This window comes from Streptomyces sp. NPDC005761, from assembly GCF_040630635.1.
Taxonomy (GTDB): Bacteria; Actinomycetota; Actinomycetes; order Streptomycetales; family Streptomycetaceae; genus Streptomyces.
Window position 1 is genome coordinate 102,986 of sequence record NZ_JBEXXX010000003.1, and the last position, 18,387, is coordinate 121,372.

At 71.5% G+C, this 18,387-nt stretch carries 12 protein-coding genes and 2 pseudogenes; 3 read left to right on the forward strand and 11 right to left on the reverse strand.

Annotated elements, in window-relative coordinates:
- Window positions 1-2 precede the first annotated feature (2 nt).
- From ABZ434_RS04355 to recQ, 3 genes are all read left to right on the forward strand, one after another.
- Window positions 3-1,574 (forward strand): NADH-quinone oxidoreductase subunit M, encoded by a 1,572-nt coding sequence (locus ABZ434_RS04355; RefSeq protein ID WP_359132000.1) that lies wholly within the window; start codon window positions 3-5, stop codon window positions 1,572-1,574.
- The gene (gene nuoN, locus ABZ434_RS04360; RefSeq protein WP_359132002.1) at window positions 1,571-3,235 is read left to right on the forward strand and encodes an NADH-quinone oxidoreductase subunit NuoN; all 1,665 of its coding nucleotides are present in this window, start codon (window positions 1,571-1,573) and stop codon (window positions 3,233-3,235) included. The genes ABZ434_RS04355 and nuoN overlap by 4 nt, the downstream gene beginning before the upstream one ends.
- A gap of 167 nt (window positions 3,236-3,402) precedes the next feature.
- Entirely contained in the window at window positions 3,403-5,460 is a 2,058-nt protein-coding gene (recQ, locus tag ABZ434_RS04365) for a DNA helicase RecQ (protein WP_359132003.1), read from the forward strand.
- Between the two features lie 27 nt (window positions 5,461-5,487).
- On the opposite strand, the pseudogene ABZ434_RS04370 reads toward recQ, so the two are convergent.
- From ABZ434_RS04370 to ABZ434_RS04420, 11 genes and pseudogenes are all read right to left on the reverse strand, one after another.
- Window positions 5,488-5,780 (reverse strand): annotated as a pseudogene (locus ABZ434_RS04370) (Uma2 family endonuclease); the annotation flags it as partial.
- Window positions 5,781-5,809: 29 nt separating this feature from the next.
- Entirely contained in the window at window positions 5,810-8,536 is a 2,727-nt protein-coding gene (locus ABZ434_RS04375) for a fumarate reductase/succinate dehydrogenase flavoprotein subunit (protein WP_359132004.1), read from the reverse strand.
- Window positions 8,537-8,573: 37 nt separating this feature from the next.
- Window positions 8,574-9,305, reverse strand: a pseudogene (locus tag ABZ434_RS04380) (ABC transporter ATP-binding protein); the annotation flags it as partial.
- A complete protein-coding gene (locus ABZ434_RS04385) occupies window positions 9,302-10,162 on the reverse strand; it encodes an ABC transporter permease (RefSeq protein WP_359132005.1) in 861 nt (286 codons plus the stop codon). The gene ABZ434_RS04385 and the pseudogene ABZ434_RS04380, both read right to left, overlap by 4 nt.
- Window positions 10,159-11,526, reverse strand: a complete 1,368-nt coding sequence (locus tag ABZ434_RS04390) for an ABC transporter substrate-binding protein (RefSeq protein ID WP_359132006.1) — start codon at window positions 11,524-11,526, stop codon at window positions 10,159-10,161. Before ABZ434_RS04390 ends, ABZ434_RS04385 begins: the two co-directional genes overlap by 4 nt.
- A gap of 14 nt (window positions 11,527-11,540) precedes the next feature.
- Window positions 11,541-11,768: a ferredoxin family protein gene (locus tag ABZ434_RS04395; protein WP_033297536.1), complete on the reverse strand. Its 228-nt coding sequence runs from the start codon at window positions 11,766-11,768 to the stop codon at window positions 11,541-11,543.
- A 41-nt stretch (window positions 11,769-11,809) separates the two neighbouring features.
- A complete protein-coding gene (locus ABZ434_RS04400) occupies window positions 11,810-12,580 on the reverse strand; it encodes a GntR family transcriptional regulator (RefSeq protein ID WP_359132007.1) in 771 nt (256 codons plus the stop codon).
- A 131-nt stretch (window positions 12,581-12,711) separates the two neighbouring features.
- Complete coding sequence (locus ABZ434_RS04405) at window positions 12,712-13,392, reverse strand: GPP34 family phosphoprotein (RefSeq protein ID WP_359132008.1); 681 nt, start codon at window positions 13,390-13,392, stop codon at window positions 12,712-12,714.
- Window positions 13,389-14,618, reverse strand: a complete 1,230-nt coding sequence (fahA, locus tag ABZ434_RS04410; protein WP_359132010.1) for a fumarylacetoacetase — start codon at window positions 14,616-14,618, stop codon at window positions 13,389-13,391. Before fahA ends, ABZ434_RS04405 begins: the two co-directional genes overlap by 4 nt.
- 124 nt (window positions 14,619-14,742) lie before the next feature.
- On the reverse strand, window positions 14,743-16,737 hold the full coding sequence (locus ABZ434_RS04415) for a CocE/NonD family hydrolase (RefSeq protein ID WP_359132011.1): 1,995 nt from the start codon (window positions 16,735-16,737) through the stop codon (window positions 14,743-14,745).
- An 18-nt stretch (window positions 16,738-16,755) separates the two neighbouring features.
- The gene (locus tag ABZ434_RS04420) at window positions 16,756-18,255 is read right to left on the reverse strand and encodes a peptide MFS transporter (RefSeq protein WP_359132012.1); all 1,500 of its coding nucleotides are present in this window, start codon (window positions 18,253-18,255) and stop codon (window positions 16,756-16,758) included.
- Window positions 18,256-18,387 lie beyond the last annotated feature (132 nt).

The following is an 18,387-nucleotide window of genomic DNA, read 5'->3' on the forward strand; positions in this document are numbered from 1 at the left end:
ACATGTCCTTTCCCCTCCTGACAGCGACGGCGGCGCTCCCGGCGATCGGCGCGGTCGCCACCGCCGCCGTCCCGGCAGCCCGGCGCACCGCCGCCAAATGGCTGGCACTCGCCTTCTCGCTGGGCACCCTCGTCCTGGCGGGCATCGCGCTCGCCCGCTTCGAGCCCGGCGGCAGCCGTTACCAGCTCACCGAATCGCACGCCTGGATCGCGGACTTCGGCGTGCGGTACGAGCTGGGCGTGGACGGCATCGGGCTGGCGCTCATGGCGCTCACCGCCCTGCTGATCCCCTTCGTCATCCTGGCCGGCTGGCACGACGCCGACCCCCTGGAGACGAACTCCTCGCGCTGGCGCCCCACTCAGGGCTTCTTCGCCCTGATCCTGATGGTGGAAGCGATGGTGGTCCTCTCCTTCGTGGCCACCGACGTCTTCCTCTTCTACATCCTGTTCGAAGCCATGCTCATTCCGATGTACTTCCTCATCGGCGGCTTCGGGGACCGGGCCCACTCCGGGAGCGACGAGAACGCGGCAGCCCAACGTTCCTACGCCGCGGTGAAGTTCCTCCTCTACAACCTCGTCGGCGGACTCATCATGCTGGCCGCCGTGATCGGGCTGTACGTGGTCGCGGGGACGTTCTCGCTCTCCGAGATCGCCGCGGCCCGGGCCGACGGCTCGCTGTCCATGGCGACGAGCACGGAGCGCTGGCTCTTCCTCGGGTTCTTCTTCGCCTTCGCGGTGAAGGCCCCGCTGTGGCCGCTGCACACCTGGCTGCCCAACGCCATGGGTGAGGCGACCACCCCGGTCGCCGTGCTGATCACCGCGGTCGTCGACAAGGTCGGCACCTTCGCGATGCTGCGCTTCTGCCTCCAGCTCTTCCCGGAGGCCAGCAAGTGGGCGACGCCGGTCGTCCTGGTGCTGGCGCTGATCAGCATCATCTACGGGGCGCTGCTCGCCGTCGGTCAGCGCGACATCAAGCGACTGATCGCCTACGCGTCCATCTCGCACTTCGGCTTCATCATCCTGGGCATCTTCGCGATGACCAGCCAGGGCCAGTCGGGCGCGACGCTCTACATGGTCAACCACGGCATCTCGACCGCCGCGCTGATGCTGGTGGCCGGCTTCCTGATCACCCGGCGCGGATCGCGGCTCATCGCCGACTACGGCGGAGTGCAGAAGGTGGCCCCGGTCCTGGCCGGCACCTTTCTGATCGGTGGCCTGGCCACACTGTCACTGCCGGGGCTCGCCCCGTTCGTCAGTGAGTTCCTCGTCCTGGTCGGCGCGTTCGCCGCGTATCCGGCGGTCGGCATCATCGCCACCACCGGCATCGTGCTCGCCGCGATCTACGTCCTCGTCCTCTACCAGCGGACGATGACGGGGCCGGTCAAGGCCGAGGTCCAGGGCATGGCGGACCTCAAGGTCCGTGAGCTGGTGGTGGTCGTCCCGCTGATCGCTCTGCTGATCTTCCTGGGCGTCTATCCGAAGCCGCTGACGGAGATCGTCAATCCGGCGGTGCAGCACACCATGTCGGACGTACAGAAGAAGGACCCCCAGCCCGAGGTGGAGGCCGCCAAGTGAGCGCAACAGCTGTCCACAGCCTGTGGATGACGGCGGGCGGGGTGACATCGGCCGCCCCGGACCAGAAGTTCAAGGCGCCCGTCATCGAGTACACCCAGCTGACGCCGGTCCTGATCGTGATCGGCGTCGCCGTCCTGGGCGTGCTCGTCGAGGCCTTCGTGCCGCGCCGGGCCCGCTACTACACGCAGGTGTTCCTGACCGTCGCCGCACTGGTCGCCGCGTTCGCCGCGGTGATCGGCCTGGCGGCCGCCGGATACGGCACGACCAAGGCACACATCGCCGCGATGGGCGCCATCGCCGTCGACGGGCCCGCCCTGTTCCTCCAGGGCACGATCCTGCTGACGTCCCTGGTCGCCGTCTTCACCTTCGCCGAGCGGCGGCTCGACCCCGAGTCGCACGGAAGCCGCGTCGACTCGTTCGCCGCGCAGGCCGCCTCGGTCCCCGGCAGCGACAGCGAGAAGGCCGCGGTCAAGGCCGGGTTCACCACCACCGAGGTCTTCCCGCTGCTCCTCTTCGCGGTGGCGGGCATGCTGGTCTTCCCGGCGGCCAACGACCTGCTGACGCTCTTCGTGGCCCTGGAAGTCTTCTCGCTCCCGCTCTACCTCCTGTGCGCCGTCGCCCGCCGCAAGCGGCTGATGTCGCAGGAGGCAGCGGTGAAGTACTTCCTGCTCGGCGCCTTCTCCTCGGCGTTCCTGCTCTTCGGGATCGCCCTCCTCTACGGGTACGCGGGCTCCGTCTCGTACGCCGAGATCGCCACCGTCGTCGACGGCTCCATCCAGCAGATCGATCCGGCGCTCGCCGACACCATGGGCAACGACGTGCTGCTGCTGATCGGCGGCGCGATGATCCTGACCGGTCTGCTCTTCAAGGTCGGTGCCGTCCCGTTCCACATGTGGACCCCGGACGTCTACCAGGGCGCCCCGACCCCGGTCACCGGCTTCATGGCCGCGGCCACGAAGGTCGCCGCGTTCGGTGCGCTGCTGCGCCTGCTGTACGTGGTGCTGCCGGGCCTCAACTGGGACCTGCGCCCGGTCATGTGGGGCATCGCGATCGTCACGATGGTGGGCGGCGCGGTCGTCGCCATCACCCAGACCGACATCAAGCGACTGCTGGCCTACTCCTCGATCGCGCACGCCGGATTCATCCTCGCCGGTGTCATCGCGGCCACCCCGCAGGGCATCTCCTCGGTGCTCTTCTACCTGGCCACGTACTCCTTCGTGACGGTCGGCGCCTTCGCCGTCGTCACCCTGGTGCGCGACGCGGGCGGCGAGGCGACGCACCTGTCGAAGTGGGCCGGGCTCGGCCGGCGCTCCCCGCTGGTCGCCGCGGTCTTCGCGGTGTTCCTGCTGGCGTTCGCCGGTATCCCGCTCACCTCGGGCTTCTCCGGGAAGTTCGCGGTGTTCAAGGCCGCGGCGGAGGGCGGTGCGAGCGGACTGGTCGTCGTCGGTGTGATCTCCTCGGCGATCGCCGCCTTCTTCTACATCCGGGTCATCGTGCTGATGTTCTTCAGCGAGCCGAAGGCGGACGGCCCCACGGTCGCCGTGCCGTCGCCGCTGACGATGACCACGATCGCGGTCGGCGTCGCCGTCACACTGGTGCTGGGCCTGGCCCCGCAGTACTTCCTGGACCTGGCGAGCCAGGCGGGAGTGTTCGTGAGGTAGCGGGACGCACCACTGCTGGGACAGCGCCGGACGGGCTTGGAAGTCGAGCCCGTCCGGCGTTGTCGTAGGCGGCGCCTATCGTGGCAGGGGAGAGCGCAGGGACAGAACGGGACAGCCGTCGGGGGAACAGAGCGATGAGCAGGACGGGCGGGACAGGCGTGACGGACATGACCACGGACGTGACCGAGAGCGATGCGCAGCGGACGCTCCACCGGGTCTTCGGATACGAGACGTTCCGCGGTGAGCAGGAAGCGGTCGTCGACCACGTGGTGGCGGGCGGCGACGCCGTCGTGCTCATGCCGACCGGCGGTGGCAAGTCCCTCTGCTACCAGATCCCCGCCCTGGTCAGACGGGGCACGGGCATCGTCATCTCCCCGCTGATCGCCCTGATGCAGGACCAGGTGGACGCACTGCGGGCGCTCGGCGTGCGGGCCGGATTCATCAACTCCACGCAGGACTTCGACGAGCGCCGCTCGATGGAGGCCCAGTTCGTCGCCGGCGAGCTGGACCTGCTCTACCTGGCTCCTGAACGCCTCCGCCTGGACTCCACGCTCGGCCTGCTCTCCCGCGGTGAGATCTCCGTCTTCGCGATCGACGAGGCGCACTGCGTCGCCCAGTGGGGCCACGACTTCCGGCCCGACTACCTGGCCCTGTCGGTGCTGGGCGAGCGCTGGCCCGACGTCCCGCGCATCGCCCTGACGGCCACGGCGACCGACGCCACGCACCGGGAGATCACCCAGCGCCTGGGCATGCCCGACGCCAAGCACTTCGTGGCGAGCTTCGACCGGCCCAACATCCAGTACCGCATCGTGGGGAAGTCCGACCCGAAGAAGCAGCTGCTGACGTTCCTCAAGGAGGAGCACGCGGGGGACGCGGGCATCGTCTACTGTCTCTCGCGCAATTCCACGGAGAAGACCGCCGAGTACCTCTGCCGCAACGGCATCGAGGCCGTCCCGTACCACGCGGGTCTGGACGCCGGGACCCGCGCGGTCCACCAGTCCCGCTTCCTGCGCGAGGAGGGCCTCGTCGTCGTCGCGACGATCGCCTTCGGCATGGGCATCGACAAGCCGGACGTGCGCTTCGTCGCCCACCTCGACCTGCCCAAATCCGTCGAGGGCTACTACCAGGAGACCGGCCGGGCCGGCCGTGACGGAGCCCCTTCCACGGCCTGGATGGCGTACGGACTCCAGGACGTCGTCCAGCAGCGCAAGCTCATCCAGGGCGGTGAGGGCGACGAGGCGTTCCGCCGCCGGGCGGCCGCGCACCTGGACGCCATGCTGGCGCTCTGCGAGACCGTGGAATGCCGCAGGGCCCAGCTGCTGACGTACTTCGGCCAGGACCCCACGGAGTCCGCCTGCGGAAACTGCGACACCTGCCTGAGCCCTCCCGAGACCTGGGACGGCACGGTGGTCTCCCAGAAGCTGCTGTCCACGGTGGTGCGGCTGAAGCGGGAGCGCGGGCAGAAGTTCGGCGCGGGACAGATCATCGACATCCTGCTCGGCCGCAAGACCGCGAAGGTCATCCAGTTCGACCACGACCAGCTCTCGGTGTTCGGTATCGGCGAGGAGCTTGCCGAGGCGGAATGGCGGGGCGTGGTCCGGCAGTTGCTGGCGCAGGGCCTGCTCGCCGTCGAGGGCGAGTACGGCACGGTGGTGCTGACGGAGGAGAGCGGTGCCGTCCTCGGGAGGGAGCGCGAGGTGCTGCTCCGCAAGGAGCCGAAGAAGCCCACGGCGTCCCGCTCCTCCTCGAAGGGCGAGCGGAAGGCCAAGTCCTCGGCGGCCGCCGCCGAACTCCCGCCGGAGGCGCTGCCGGTCTTCGAGGCGCTGCGCGCCTGGCGCGGCGCCCAGGCCAAGGAGCTGGGCCTCCCGGCGTACGTGATCTTCCACGACGCCACGCTGCGCGAGATCGCGACCCTGCGTCCGTCGTCGCTCGGTGAGCTGGGTGGAATCAGCGGGCTGGGCGAGAAGAAGCTGGCGACGTACGGGGAAGGGGTGCTGGAGGTGCTGGCGTCCCTCGGCGACGTGGAACCGGCCCCGGCGGTTGCCTCGGACCCGCCTGCGGCTCCGGCGGCTGCCTCGGCCCCGGCCCAGCCGGCTGCCCCGGCAGCGGCTCCGGCCCAGTCAGCTGTCCGTGCCCCGGCCTCGGCTCCAGCCCCGGCCCGGACGTCCGATCCGGCGGCCGATCCGGAGTTCGGCTGGGACGAGGAGCCGCCGGAGTACGAGTGAGACGGGGCCCGGGGTGCGGCGGGCGGTCTACTCGGAGGCCGGCGCCCGGGGGCGCGAGACGATCGCGGTCAGGTCGAGGTCGACGGTGAAGGGCGCTGACACCTTCATGCGGTCGTGGAAGATCCCGGTGGAGGTGTAGGCCCCGGTCGCCGGCTCCAGCTCGAAGACGTACACGACCGCGCGGCCGTCCTGATTCTCCACCCGCCAGTAGTGCGGGATCTTCGCCCGCGCGTACTTCACGGCTTGGTCTCCCGGTCACGGCTGACGGTCTCGTCGGACACGACCTCGATCGCGAGCAGCACGCTGCTCGCGGGGAACCGGATGAGGCTCCCTCGAACGTGTGATCGCTTCATGCGTCGCTGACCCCCACCCCCCGCCCCGCGTACGCCCGCACATCCGCGTCCCGGTCCGCCACCGCCCCCGCCAGGGCCTCCCGCGCCGCGGCGTCGCCCGGGTGACGCAGCAGCGCCAGCACCGCCGCCTTGCGCACATCGGCGTTCGGGTCGTCCAGCGCACCGGCCAGCGGGCCGGTCGCCCCCTCCGGGTCCGCCGAGGACAGCGCCGTCGCCGCGCCCGCGCGCACCTGCCAGGCCGGGTCCGCAAGCGCCGCCACCGCCCGCTCGGCGTACGCGGGCGGGCACCCCGTCCCAGCGAGGGCTGCCAGCGCCGCCGCCCGCACCAGCACGTCCCGGTCGTCCAGCAGCGGCCCGAGCGGCCCCGGCGCGGGGAAGCGGACGGCGGCGAGGCCCTTCGCCACCGCGACGCGCACCTCCCGGGCAGGGTCGGCGGCCGCCCGGACGAGCCCGTCCACCGCGTCCACGGACACCAGGGCCCTGACGGTCTCGACCCGCACAGGGAGATCCGGGTCGGTGAGCGTGCGGGCGTACAGCTCCGCGTCACCGAGACGCAGTGCGCGCAGGGTGTCCAGGGAGGCGGCACGGACCACCGGGTCGGCCGAGGAGAGAGCGGTGACCAGAGGCGCGCGGAGGGCCGGCGAGGGCTCCAGCACCTCGACCAGCTCCCGCAGGGACGCGGCGACGGCCGCGCGGACGGCCCGGGCCGGATCGGCGAGCGCGGTGGCCAGCGCGGGGCCCGCGCCCGGCGGGGTCGACTCGGTGAGCGCGGCGACGGCAGCCCGGCGGACGGCAGGGTCGGAGTCGGTCAGGTAGGGCGTGAGGGCCGCCAGCTCGGGTTCGCCCTCGTTGAGCGCAAGCAGCTCCAGGATGCGCGGCGAGGTGGAGGGGACGGCGTCGGCCACGGTGGGCGAAGGCGACGCCGTGCGCGCGGAGCCGGACACCGGCGCCGCGTCCCGCGGGCCCGCCGTACCCACCCCCTCCGGCTCCACCTCCCCGATCCGCCGTACCGGCCCCCCGACCGGGTCGAAACCCTCCACCGGGACCAGGTAGGGCGCCACCGGCCGGGCCGTGAACTCCATCGCCCCGGAGGCCGACTTGTACAGGTCCAGGTGGTGGAACCAGTCCGCGTCGTCGCGCTCCGGATGGTCCGTGCGCTCGTGGTAGAGGCCCCAGCGGGACTCCGTGCGGGCCAGCGAGGAGCGGGCCGCCATCTCCGCGCAGTCCCGGATGAACGACACCTCGGCGCACCGCATCAGTTCGTGCGGGGTCTTCGCGCCCATCTCCGCGAGGTCCGTGCGCATCCGCTCGAACGACTCCAGGGCGATGGAGAGCCGGGCACCGGACTTGGGCGGTGCCACGTAGTCGTTCACGAAGCGGCGCAGCTTGTACTCGACCTGCGGCTGCGGCGGCCCGTCCGGGTTGCGCAGCGGCCGGTAGACCAGCTCGTGGGCCGCCAGCACCTGCTCGGCCGGCAACTCGCCCTCGTACGCCGTGAACCGGGCCGCGTCCTCGCCCGCCAGGTCACCGAAGACGAACGCGCCGATCATGTAGTTGTGCGGCACGCAGGCCAGGTCCCCGGCCGCGTAGAGCCGGTCCACGGTGGTGCGGGCATGGTCGTCCACCCGGACGCCGGAGGCCGAGTGCCCGCCGCACAGTCCGATCTCCGAGATGTGCATCTCGATGTCATGGGTGCGGTAGTCGTGTCCGCGCCCCGCGTGGAACGTGCCGCGGGTGGGCCGCTCGGTGGTGTGCAGGATCGACTCCAGCGCGCTGACGGACTCCTCCGGCAGATGGCTCAGCTTCAGGTACACCGGGCCGCGGTCGGAGGCCACCTCGGCCGCGAACTCGGCCATCATCTGCCCGGACCAGTAGTCGGAGTCCACGAAGCGTTCGCCGTGCCGGTTCACCTGGTAGCCGCCGAAGGGATTGGCCACGTACGCGCACGCCGGGCCGTTGTAGTCCTTGATCAGCGGGTTGATCTGGAAGCACTCGATGCCGGTCAGTTCGGCCCCCGCGTGGTACGCCATGGCATAGCCGTCACCGGCGTTGGTGGGGTTCTCGTACGTCCCGTACAAGTAACCGGAGGCCGGAAGTCCGAGCCGCCCGCACGGCCCGGTGGCGAGGATGACGGCGCCTGCCCGCACCGTGACGAACTGTCCCGTCCGGGTGTTGAAGCCGGCCGCGCCGATGGCCCGGCCGTCGTCGCCGGTGAGGATGCGCACGGGCATGACACGGTTCTCGATCCGGATGCGCTCGCGCATCTCGCGGCGGCGCAGCTGCCGGTAGAGGACCTTCTTCACGTCCTTGCCCTCGGGCATCGGCAGGACGTACGAGCCGGAGCGGTGCACCTGGCGCACCGCGTACTCGCCGTGCTCGTCCTTCTCGAACTTCACCCCGTACGACTCCAGCCGCTGCACCATCGCGAAGCCGCGCGTCGCGGTCCGGCGGACGGTGGACTGGTCGACGATGCCGTCGTTGGCGCGGGTGATCTCGGCGACGTAGTCGTCGGGTTCGGCGCGGCCGGGGATCACGGCGTTGTTCACGCCGTCCATGCCCATGGCGAGCGCACCGGAGTGGCGGACGTGCGCCTTCTCGAGGAGGAGGACCGAGGCGCCGTGCTCGGCTGCGGTGAGGGCCGCCATCGTGCCGGCCGTGCCGCCGCCGACGACCAGCACGTCGCAGGAGAGTTCCTCGGCGTCGGCGAGGGCGGGGATCTGCACGGGGATGCCTTTCGGAGGAAGGGGGTTCAGGGGCGGGGGTGAGGGATTCCAGGACCTCGCGGCGCAGCGCGACCGTCGCCGGATCGGCGTGGGCGGCGCGTTCGCGCGGGCGCGGGACGGGCAGCACCCGGCCCGTGGAGAGCAGCGCCACGCGGTCACCGAGGAACAGTGCCTCGTCCACGTCGTGCGTGACGAAGACGACCGTGGCGCCGGTGCCCCGGAGCACGTCGACGAGCAGCTGCTGCATTCCGGCCCTGGTCTGGGCGTCGAGGGCGCCGAACGGCTCGTCCATCAGGACGGCGCGGGGCCCGGCCGCCAGGGCACGCGCGAGTTGCACGCGCTGGCGCTGGCCGCCGGAGATCCGGTGCGGGAGCTTGGCGGCGTGCTCGGCGAGGCCGACCCGGGCCAGCCAGTCCCCGGCCCGCTCCCGTCGTTCGGCGCGGGCCACCCCTTGGATGGCCAGGGGCAGTTCGACGTTGGCGCGGAGGGTGCGCCAGGGCAGCAGCGCGTCGTCCTGGAAGACGAGGGCCCGTTCGGCGCGGGGCGCGGTGACGGGTTCGCCGTCCTCGCTCACCTCGCCGCCGAGTGCCGGCAGCAGCCCCGCCAGGGTGCGCAGCAGCGTCGACTTCCCGCAGCCGGACGGGCCGACGACGGTGAGGATCTCGCCGGGGACGATGTCGAGGTCGATCCCGTCCAGGACGGGCGCACCGGCCCGGCCCAGCGTGGCGCCGCGCAGGGTGAGGTGGAGTCCGCGGGGGGTGGTGGTCATGATCGAACCCGTTCCTGTGCCGTACGGACCGAGGGGGCGGCGGTCGCCGCCGGGGCGGGCCCGCGGCGTGCCGGGGCGACCGGACGGTTCTCCGTACGGGGCAGCCAACGGGTCAGCCTGCGGCCCAGCAGTTCCACCGCCGTCGAGGTCAGCCAGCCGAGCAGACCGATGGTGGCCATGCCGACGAAGACGCCCGGATAGTCGACGACCGTGTAGTCCTGCCAGGTGCGGTAGCCGACGCCGTACTCGCCGGAGATCATCTCGGCCGAGATGACGCAGATCCATGAGACGCCGATGCCGACGGACAGCCCGCCGAGGATGCCGGGGAGCGCCCCGGGCAGCACGACGGACCACAGGACGCGCCACCGGCCGCCGCCCATCGTCAGGACGGCCTCCTCCCACACCGGCGTCAGGGCCCGCACCGCGTGCCGGGTGGAGACCATGACGGGGAAGAACGCCGCGGTGCAGGTGATGAAGACGATGCCCTGCTCGTTGCTGGGGAAGAGCAGGATCGCGACCGGGACGAGCGCGATCGCCGGGACCGGACGCAGCACCTCGAGGACCGGGCCGAGGAGATCGGCGGCGAGCCGCGAGCGGGCGACGGCCGTGCCGACGGTGACGCCGAGGACGGCGGCCAGCGCGAACCCGGTGACGATCCTGGTCAGGCTGTCGGTGAGGTCCTGCCAGTACGCGTCGCCCGTGATCCGGTCCGCGTAGGCCCGGGCCACCTCCGTGACCGTGGGGAACTGCTCGAAGCGCAGCCACAGATTGATGTCGTAGGCGGTCAGCGCCTGCCACAGACCGAGCGCCGCGGCCAGCGAGAGCGTACGTCGCACGAGGGACCACCGGCCCCTCATGACGCGCCCCGGGCCAGGGCGAGCGCGGTGGCGTACGGGACCGTTCGGGCGCCGGGGTGGGCCTTCACGTCGGCGCGGGCGGCGGACCCGGTGACGTAGGGCCGCAGCGCGTCACCGTCCGAGACCCACACCGCCCGGTCCGCGAACCAGAGGGTGCCGGTCGACGCGTCGGGGACGTACGCCGTCCGGACCGCGTCGCGGTGCGTGGCCACGTACCGCAGCACTTCGGCGGGGGTGGCGAACGCCGTCGTGGTGTCCTCGGCCTTCAGCCACACCTCACCCCCGCGCCGGGCGGGCGGGCCGGCGGCGAGGGCCTTGGCGTAGCCGGATCCGTACACCCGCCTGAGGTAGCTGTCGTCGACGAAGGCGTCCACGTCGACGTCGCCGACGAGCTCGGCCGAACGCAGTACCGGGACGTCCTTCTTCAGCGCCGCGATCAGTGCGGGCTTCAGCGTGGTGTCGAACGTGGCGATGCCCTGGGCGCCGTTGTAGAGGTGGACGACCTCGGCCGGCAGGCCGGTGGCCTTCGCGACCGACTCGGAGGCCGCCACCGGGTGTGCGTGCAGATACTCCGTCGCACGGCCCTGCGCCCGCAGGAAGTCCTCCACCACGGGAGGCCGCTTCTTCGCGAAGTCCTGGCGGACCGTGACACCGTGGAAGGTCGGCAGGTTCAGCTCGGCGCCGTCGTACAGCGCCTTCGCGCGGCCCTGGAACGCCAGCAGGCCGGGCCAGGCGACGAACTGCGAGAGGGCGTCCGCGCTGCCCGCCTGGAGGGCCGAAGCGCCCACCGCAGGCTGCTGGTTGAGCTTGCGGATGTCCTTCTCCGGGTCGAGTCCGGCCTGCTGGAGAGCGCGGACGAGCGTGCCGTCGGCCGCCGAGCCGACGCTCGTGGAGACCTTCTTGCCGCGCAGGCCGGTGAGGGAGTCCAGTTTCGAGTCGCGGGCGGTCACCACCGTGTTGAGCCCACCGGCCAGGTTGTAGCCGGTGACCGAGACGAGGCGGGTGGGGCGGTTCAGCTGGGTGCCCCGGGCCGCGTTGATCAGCAGCGGGAAGTCGCCCATCGAGCCGATGTCGATCTTCCCCGCGGTCATCTGCGCGGTGATGGGGGCGCCGGTGGCGTAGTCCTGCCACTTCACCTTGTACGTGACGCCGTCCCGCTCGCCGCGGCTGCGCAGCTCCTCCTCGAAGTAACCGAGGGAGCGCAGCAGCGTGCCGGCCGTGACCGTGTTGATCGTCCTGGACTGGTAGCCGACGGTCACCGTGACCGTGCCGCTGTCGTCGGCGCTCGCCCCGCCACCGCAGCCCGCGGTGAGGGTGACGAGCAGCGCGGCGCCCGCCAGGGCGCCGAATGCCTTGCTTCGCATGGGAGTCGGGCCTTTCAGCGCAGGAGGTAGGGCATGTTGACGGTCACCGCGTCGGTCGGGCACCGGGCCGCGCACGGGCCGCAGTACCAGCACTCGTCGACGTGCATGTACGCCTTGCCGCTGTCCGGGTGGATCGCGAGCGAGTCGAGCGGGCACATGTCGACGCAGAGCGTGCAGCCGTCGATGCACTTCGACTCGTCGATCGTCACGGGCACGTCGGCCCGCTGGGGCGCCAGAGGCATGGCGGGGCTCCAGGGAAGGGGGTGTTCGAGAGGGAGGTTGGTCAGCAGGACCGGTGCAGAAGGGCGTTCATGCTGATGCGGTCACCGCGGAAGCGGATGAACTCCAGGTCGACGGGGCGCCCGTCGGCGAGATGGGTGAGGCGCTCCAGCATCAGGACGGCGGAGCCGCGCGGGATCTCCAGTACGGCGGCGGAGTGCGCGTCGGCGTTGACGGCCTCCAGGGTGATGTCGGCACAGCCCAGCGGCTGCCCGGCCAGGGACTCCAGCAGCCTGAACACATCGGTGTTCTCCAGGTCGGCGCCGAGCAGCCCGGCCCCGAGGTCCATCGGGACGTAGGTGAGGTCGAGGGAGAGCGGCAGTCCGTTCAGCAGTCGGCGGCGCTCGATGTAGAGCACGTCGGTGTGCTCCGCCACGCCCAGCCGCCGGGCGACGGGCGCGGGTGCGGGGACGGGCCCGACGGTACGGACCTCGTTGGTGACCCTGCCGTGTTCGTGGAGGGTCTCGGCCAGTCCCTGGAGCCGGTCCAGGGCATGCGGGTACCGCTCGCCGACGACGACGGTGCCGACGCCCGGCTGCCGTTCGACGATTCCCTCGCCGCGCAGGAGATCGAGGGCCTGGCGGACGGTGTTGCGCGAGACGCGGTAGTCGGTGCCGATCGTGTCCTCGTACGGCAGGACACCACCCGGGAACGCGCCCGTGCGCACCTGGTGGCGCAGCAGGTCGGCGAGGAGCCGGGCGCCGTCCGCGCGCAGTCGGCGCCGGCGGGCGGCGGCGACGGGCACGGTGTGCTCACGGATGCGTTCGGCTGGCATGCGGTGGACCATACCGACGCCGTGGGGCAGATGGTGTTGCCGCAGTGTTGCGCCACTTCGGGGCCCTGGCGCAACGCCTTTGACCTGCGGTGATGTGATAGCCGGCAGAAAGATCCGCCACCGGCGTGGTGTCAGGAACCGCTGCCCGTGTTCATCGGCGCCCCTCCCGCCGCCCGCCTTCCGGACGCATCCGACTTGTCCTGGCGGACGTTGCGGTACACCGCGTGGGCGGGCCACCGCTCGTGGATCAGCGACCGCATCGCCGAGCGGGATGACAACCCGGCCCCGGGCACGTGCGGATCGAGGCCGGCCGCCGCCACGAGTGCGGCCAGTGCGCGGCTGCGGTGGTCGGGCAGCCCGGCCCGCTCGGCGGCCGCGAACCGCTCCCGCACCGGCCCCGCGTAGCTCTGCGGGCCCGCCGGGTGGCGGTGGTAGGGCAGCAGGCCGAGGAAGCGGCGGGTCTCCTGGATCAGGACACCGCGCTGCACCAGGGACTCCAGACACATGTCCGCGGCCGGCCGGCCGGCGTCCCGGACCCAGCCCCGGGTCGTCACGCCCGAGCGGCCCTTGCCCGGCGCGGGCAGACTCCGCAGCAACGCGGCCAGCACCGGGTCGGCCGGCTCCAACGGGTTGACCACCTGGATCTCGCCGCGCTGTTCGGTGATCCGTCCCTGGAGCTCCAGCTCCGCCAGGGCGGCCCCGGCCATCGCGTACTCCAGGAACCGGTTGCGGCAGTACGGCCTGCCGCGCCGGGGGTCCAGCGCGAGCAGCAGCAGTTCCTCGGGCAGGGTGGGTCCGGGCGGCTGGGTCATGCCGCGGGCACGATTCGTCCCGTGACTTCGCCGAGGCCGACGCGGGTACCGTCCGGGCCCGGAGCCCACGCCGTCAGCGTCACCGTGTCGCCGTCCTCCAGGAACGTCCGCTTGCCCTCGGGGAGTTCCAGCGGGTCGCGGCCGTTCCAGGTGAGTTCGAGCAGGGAGCCCCGCTGGGCCGGCTCGGCGCCGCTGATCGTGCCGGAGCCGTACAGGTCACCGCTGCGCAGCGAGGCGCCGTTGACCGTCATCTGCGCCAGCTGCTGGGCCGCCGTCCAGTACATGGTGGAGAACGGGGGCTCCGAGACGACCTGGCCGTTGATCGCGACGGAGAGCCGCAGGTCGAAACCGCCGGGCTCCTCCTCGTCCGTGTCGTCGAGGTAGGGCAGCAGCGGGAAGTCCCTCGCGGGCGGCGCGGTCCGGGCGGCGTCCAGGGCCTCCAGCGGTGTCACCCAGGCCGCGACGGACGTGGCGAAGGACTTGCCGAGGAAGGGGCCCAGCGGGACGTACTCCCAGGCCTGGATGTCCCGCGCCGACCAGTCGTTGAGCAGCGACAGACCGAAGACGTGCTCGCGGAAGTCGGCGAGCGGCACCGGCCGTCCCTGCTCCGAACCGACGCCGACGACGAATCCGACCTCGGCCTCGATGTCCAGCTTGACGGACGGACCGAAGACGGGAGCCGGGTCGGCGGGGGCCTTGCGCTGTCCCGAGGGGCGCACCACGTCCGTACCGGAGACCACGACCGTGCCCGCCCTGCCGTGGTAACCGATCGGCAGGTGCTTCCAGTTGGGCGTGAGCGCGTCGCCGTCCGGGCGGAAGATGCGGCCGACGTTGGTGGCGTGGTGTTCGCTCGCGTAGAAGTCCACGTAGTCCGCGACCCGGTAGGGGAGGTGGAGCGTCACGGAGTCGACGGGGTGCAGCAACGGCTCGATGTCCGCACGGTGGGCCGGCACCGTCACCCAGGCGGTCAGGGCGCGGCGCACATCGCTCCAGGCGGTGCGGCCGGCCGCGAGCAGGGCCATCAGGTCGGGCTGGGCCAGCAGTTGCGCATAGGGCGAACCCAGTGCGTGCGCGGCTGCCCCGGCGTCCAGCACATGGCCGCCGATGCGCACACCGACCCGCCGCTCGCCGGGCCGGTCGGGCGTGGAGAAGACACCGTACGGAAGGTGGTGCGGACCGAAGGGATCGCCCTCGGCCAGTTCGAGCGGGCTGCTCTGCTCGGGCATCTGTTGCTGCCTCGCTTTCCAGGTCGCTTGGGGGACACGTTACGTGGGGGACATCCCCGCGCGGCAGTGCCTGAACCATCCCCAATGCCCTGGAAAGTGACGCTGTGGTCCGTCGTGGTGCCGCCTATCCGGCCGTGCGCGGGATGCGCTTCTCCCAGGTCCGGTGGAAGACGACTTCGCCGCCCTCCTTGCAGACCACCTCGTTGGAGGTGATGAAGTCGTCCGCGTCGGCGGAGATCTCGGAGCGCGTCTCGATCAGCACGTCCCACGGCATCTCCGGCCGGTGCAGCCGGATCGTCCAGTCGGAGCGGGTGTGCGCGGAGAGCGGATCGCTCTCCTGGATCGTGTACGTCTCCACCGCGTCCTCGGTGAACTCCAGGCCGTCCGGGTAGACGCGCGTGCCGCCGTACCGCGGGTCGACCTCCATCCGCCACTCGCCCTTGGCGACGTCCCGGACGATCAGCCGCTCGGGGCGCTGTTCGTCGAGCGTGGCGGGAAAGACGACACCGAGCGGTTCGGACTGCTCGGGCTCCTCGAAGCGGATCGAGGGGTCCTCGGTGTGCCTGCGCACCGGGAGCTCGACGACGCTGCCGTCGGCGTGCAGGGTGAAGCCCGCCGAGCCGGCCTGCGGCCAGATCCAGGGCCAGTACGAGGAGGAGACGGCGAGCCTGATCCGGTGGCCGGGCGGAAAGGTGTGCCCGATGCCGTTCAGCTCGAAGGTGACGTCCTCGGTCGAGCCGACCGGCCAGTCCTCGGTGCGGTCCCGGCCGTTGCGGGCGGCGAGGTTGAGGACGCCGCGGGTGACGAGGGTGGAGGAGCCGTCCGGGGCCACGTCGCAGAGCCGGGCGACGGCCTGGCCGCGCGGGACGTCCATCCGGATCCGCAGCTTCACCCGGGGACGGCCCAGGATCTCGATCGGGGCGCCCTCCACGGGGAACTCGAAGCACACCGACCTGGCGTCCTCGTCACGCTGGTCGGGCGGCAGGTCGGCGTCGTTGCCGAACGGGAAGAACCGTCCGGCGTCCAGCCCGGTCTGCTGCGGTGAGTGGACGATCTGCGGTCCGCCCTGGAGGGCGTACGCGACCGGCGCCACGTTCTCCGAGGGCCAGCCGGTGTCCCCGACCCAGCGGCCGGGCAGCGTCTCGTAGACCGTGGCGGGCCGGTGCGACTCGCTGATCCAGGACCGCAGCAGGGGCTCCGCCATGACGCCGGTGTCCTCGTCCTTCAGGTGCTGGTCCCACCAGCGCAGGGTCTCCTGGAGGAAGCCGATGCCGGGCCCGGGCGGCAGCCCACGGTCCGGGTACTGGTGCGACCAGGGGCCGATGAGGCCGCGGACCTTCGCCGGGTCGAGGTGCTCGACGAGCCGGAGCACGGTGTCGCGGTACGGGTCGTGCCAGCCGCCGACCGCGAGGACGCTGGCCTCGATCGCGGAGTAGTCCTCACAGACGCTGCCGTGCTTCCAGTAGTCGTCGCGCGTCTGATGGGCCAGCCAGGTGTGGATGAAGGGGTCCACGGCCTCGAGCCGGTTCAGCCACATCTCCCGCCAGTCGTCGCCGACGTCCGCCGGGTCCGGCGGCCGGCAGACGAAGGCCAGCATGGTCGCCGCCCAGGCGTGCATGTCCACGGCCAGGACCGATCCGCCCATGTAGTGGACGTCGTTGTCGTAGCGGTCGTCGGCCGAGCACACGGTGACGATCGCCTTCAGCGGCTCGGGGGCGAGCGCGGCGATCTGGAGCGAGTTGAAGCCGCCCCACGAGATCCCGAACATCCCGACCCGGCCCGAGCACCACTCCTGCTGCGCCAGCCAGTGGATGACGGCGACCCCGTCGGCGAGCTCCGTGGCGTCGTACTCGTCGCCCGGCATGCCCTCGCTGTTGCCGTGGCCGCGCACGTCGACCCGGACGGAGGCGTAGCCGTGGCCCGCGTACCAGGGGTGACGCTGCCAGTCGCGCGGCGCGGTCCAGTCACTCAGCCGGTAGGGCAGGTACTCCAGCAGCGCGGGGACGGGCTCGTCCGTGACCGGCCGCCAGATCCGGGCGTAGAGCTGGGTGCCTCCGGGCAGCGGGATGTAGAGGTCTTCGCGGGTCGTCTCGTAGGGGAACGTGGTCTGGACGTGCATGGGGGGATACCTCGTTCCTCAGTGGACGGGGTGCATGGTGCGCCTGAGCCAGGGGGCGGCGGCGATGACGGCCAGACCGGCCACCACCGCGACGGCGCCGTTGACACCGAAGTAGACGGGGTTGGAGACCTCGCCGTACAGCTTCACGATCTGTGCCTGGATGCCGTTCGCGAGGGCCAGGGAGAGGAACCAGAGCGCCATCGTCTGGCTGGCGAACGCCCTCGGGGCGAGCTTCGTGGTCGCGGACATGCCGGAGGTCTCCAGCAGCACGTCGCCGAGGCCGAGCAGCAGGTAGGAGCCGACGATCCACCAGGCGGCCATCCGGTAGGTGTCGTCGGAGTGCCCGGAGGTGGGCAGGACCATCAGCAGGAACGAGAGCCCGCCGAGGATGACCCCGATCGCGATCTTGTTGGACGCGTGCGGCTGGCGGGGCCCCATCCTCGCCCAGACGGCGGCGACCACTGGGGCCAGAGCCACCTCGAAGGCGCCGAGCGCCGAGGCGTACCAGCTCGACGGGAAGTGGAAGCCGAAGATCTCCGTGCGGGCGTTGGTCGACGCGAGCAGGATCATCGTCGAGTACGCCTGGAAGAGGATGAAGTTGAACACGACCGAGGCCAGGAACAGCACCACGTAGGGGCGCAGTCTGCCGCGCTCCTCCGCGGTGACCCGGGGGCTCCTGAACATCACCGCGAAGTACACGACCGGTGCGATCACGGAGACGAGGGTGAGCAGGTCGACGAAGCGGTCCATCGTCAGCCAGCCCGCCAGGGCCAGTGCGGTGGCGACGGCGGCGACCACGACGACGCCGGCGGCGATGAGCCGGAGGGCCCGGCGCATGGGGCCCGGGGCCAGTGCGAACTCGGCGGCGTTCTTTCGCCCGGCCAGGTGACGGCGGCCCAGGACGTACTGGATCAGGCCGAGGGTCATACCGAAGGCGGCGGCCGAGAAGCCCCAGTGCCAGCTCGCATGGTCACCGAGCCAGCCGGTGACCAGCGGGCCGAGGAACGCGCCGATGTTGATGCCCATGTAGTAGAGGGCGAAGCCGGCGTCGCGGCGCTCGTCGTCGGTGCGGTAGAGCTTGCCGACCATGGTGGCGACATTGGGCTTGAGCAGGCCCGTTCCGGCGCTGATCAGGCCCAGGCCGACCCAGGTCATGACGTCGGTGGGCACCGCCATGGCGTAGTGCCCGCAGGCGATGAGGATGCCGCCGTACAGGACGGCGCGGTACGAGCCGAGGATCCGGTCGGCCAGCCAGCCGCCGGCCACGGAGACCAGGTAGACGAGGGTGCCGTACGCGGCGGAGACCGAGGCGGCGGTACCCGCCTCCATCCCCATGCCGCCGTTCGCGACCGAGTCGGCGAAGTAGAGGACCAGGATCGCCTGCATGCCGAGGAACGAGAACCGCTCCCAGACCTCCAGGCCGGACAGGGTCATCAGACCCCGCGGCTGGCCGAAGAAGGCGTGGTCGTCGACGGGAGGGGGCTGGTCCGGTTCCGTGTCTGCGGCGGTGTGGGACAAAGGGACAACTCCTGATCGTATGAGCTGATCCCGAACATACCGGCGGTGGCGGGAAGGCGCCCACGGTGATCCAAAGGGGACCGGATACGCTGACTTGAGTGATGACAGCGACACATCGACATTCCGTGTGAT

Bases quoted from the DNA above. Each gene is read 5' to 3' on its own strand.
- ABZ434_RS04405 (WP_359132008.1), bottom strand. From the start codon at position 13,392: ATGACCCAGCCGCCCGGACCCACCCTGCCCGAGGAACTGCTGCTGCTC.
- ABZ434_RS04390 (WP_359132006.1), bottom strand. From the start codon at position 11,526: ATGCGAAGCAAGGCATTCGGCGCCCTGGCGGGCGCCGCGCTGCTCGTC.
- ABZ434_RS04385 (WP_359132005.1), bottom strand. From the start codon at position 10,162: ATGAGGGGCCGGTGGTCCCTCGTGCGACGTACGCTCTCGCTGGCCGCG.
- ABZ434_RS04395 (WP_033297536.1), bottom strand. From the start codon at position 11,768: ATGCCTCTGGCGCCCCAGCGGGCCGACGTGCCCGTGACGATCGACGAG.
- recQ (WP_359132003.1), top strand. From the start codon at position 3,403: ATGACCACGGACGTGACCGAGAGCGATGCGCAGCGGACGCTCCACCGG.
- ABZ434_RS04355 (WP_359132000.1), top strand. From the start codon at position 3: ATGTCCTTTCCCCTCCTGACAGCGACGGCGGCGCTCCCGGCGATCGGC.
- fahA (WP_359132010.1), bottom strand. From the start codon at position 14,618: ATGCCCGAGCAGAGCAGCCCGCTCGAACTGGCCGAGGGCGATCCCTTC.
- ABZ434_RS04415 (WP_359132011.1), bottom strand. From the start codon at position 16,737: ATGCACGTCCAGACCACGTTCCCCTACGAGACGACCCGCGAAGACCTC.
- ABZ434_RS04400 (WP_359132007.1), bottom strand. From the start codon at position 12,580: ATGCCAGCCGAACGCATCCGTGAGCACACCGTGCCCGTCGCCGCCGCC.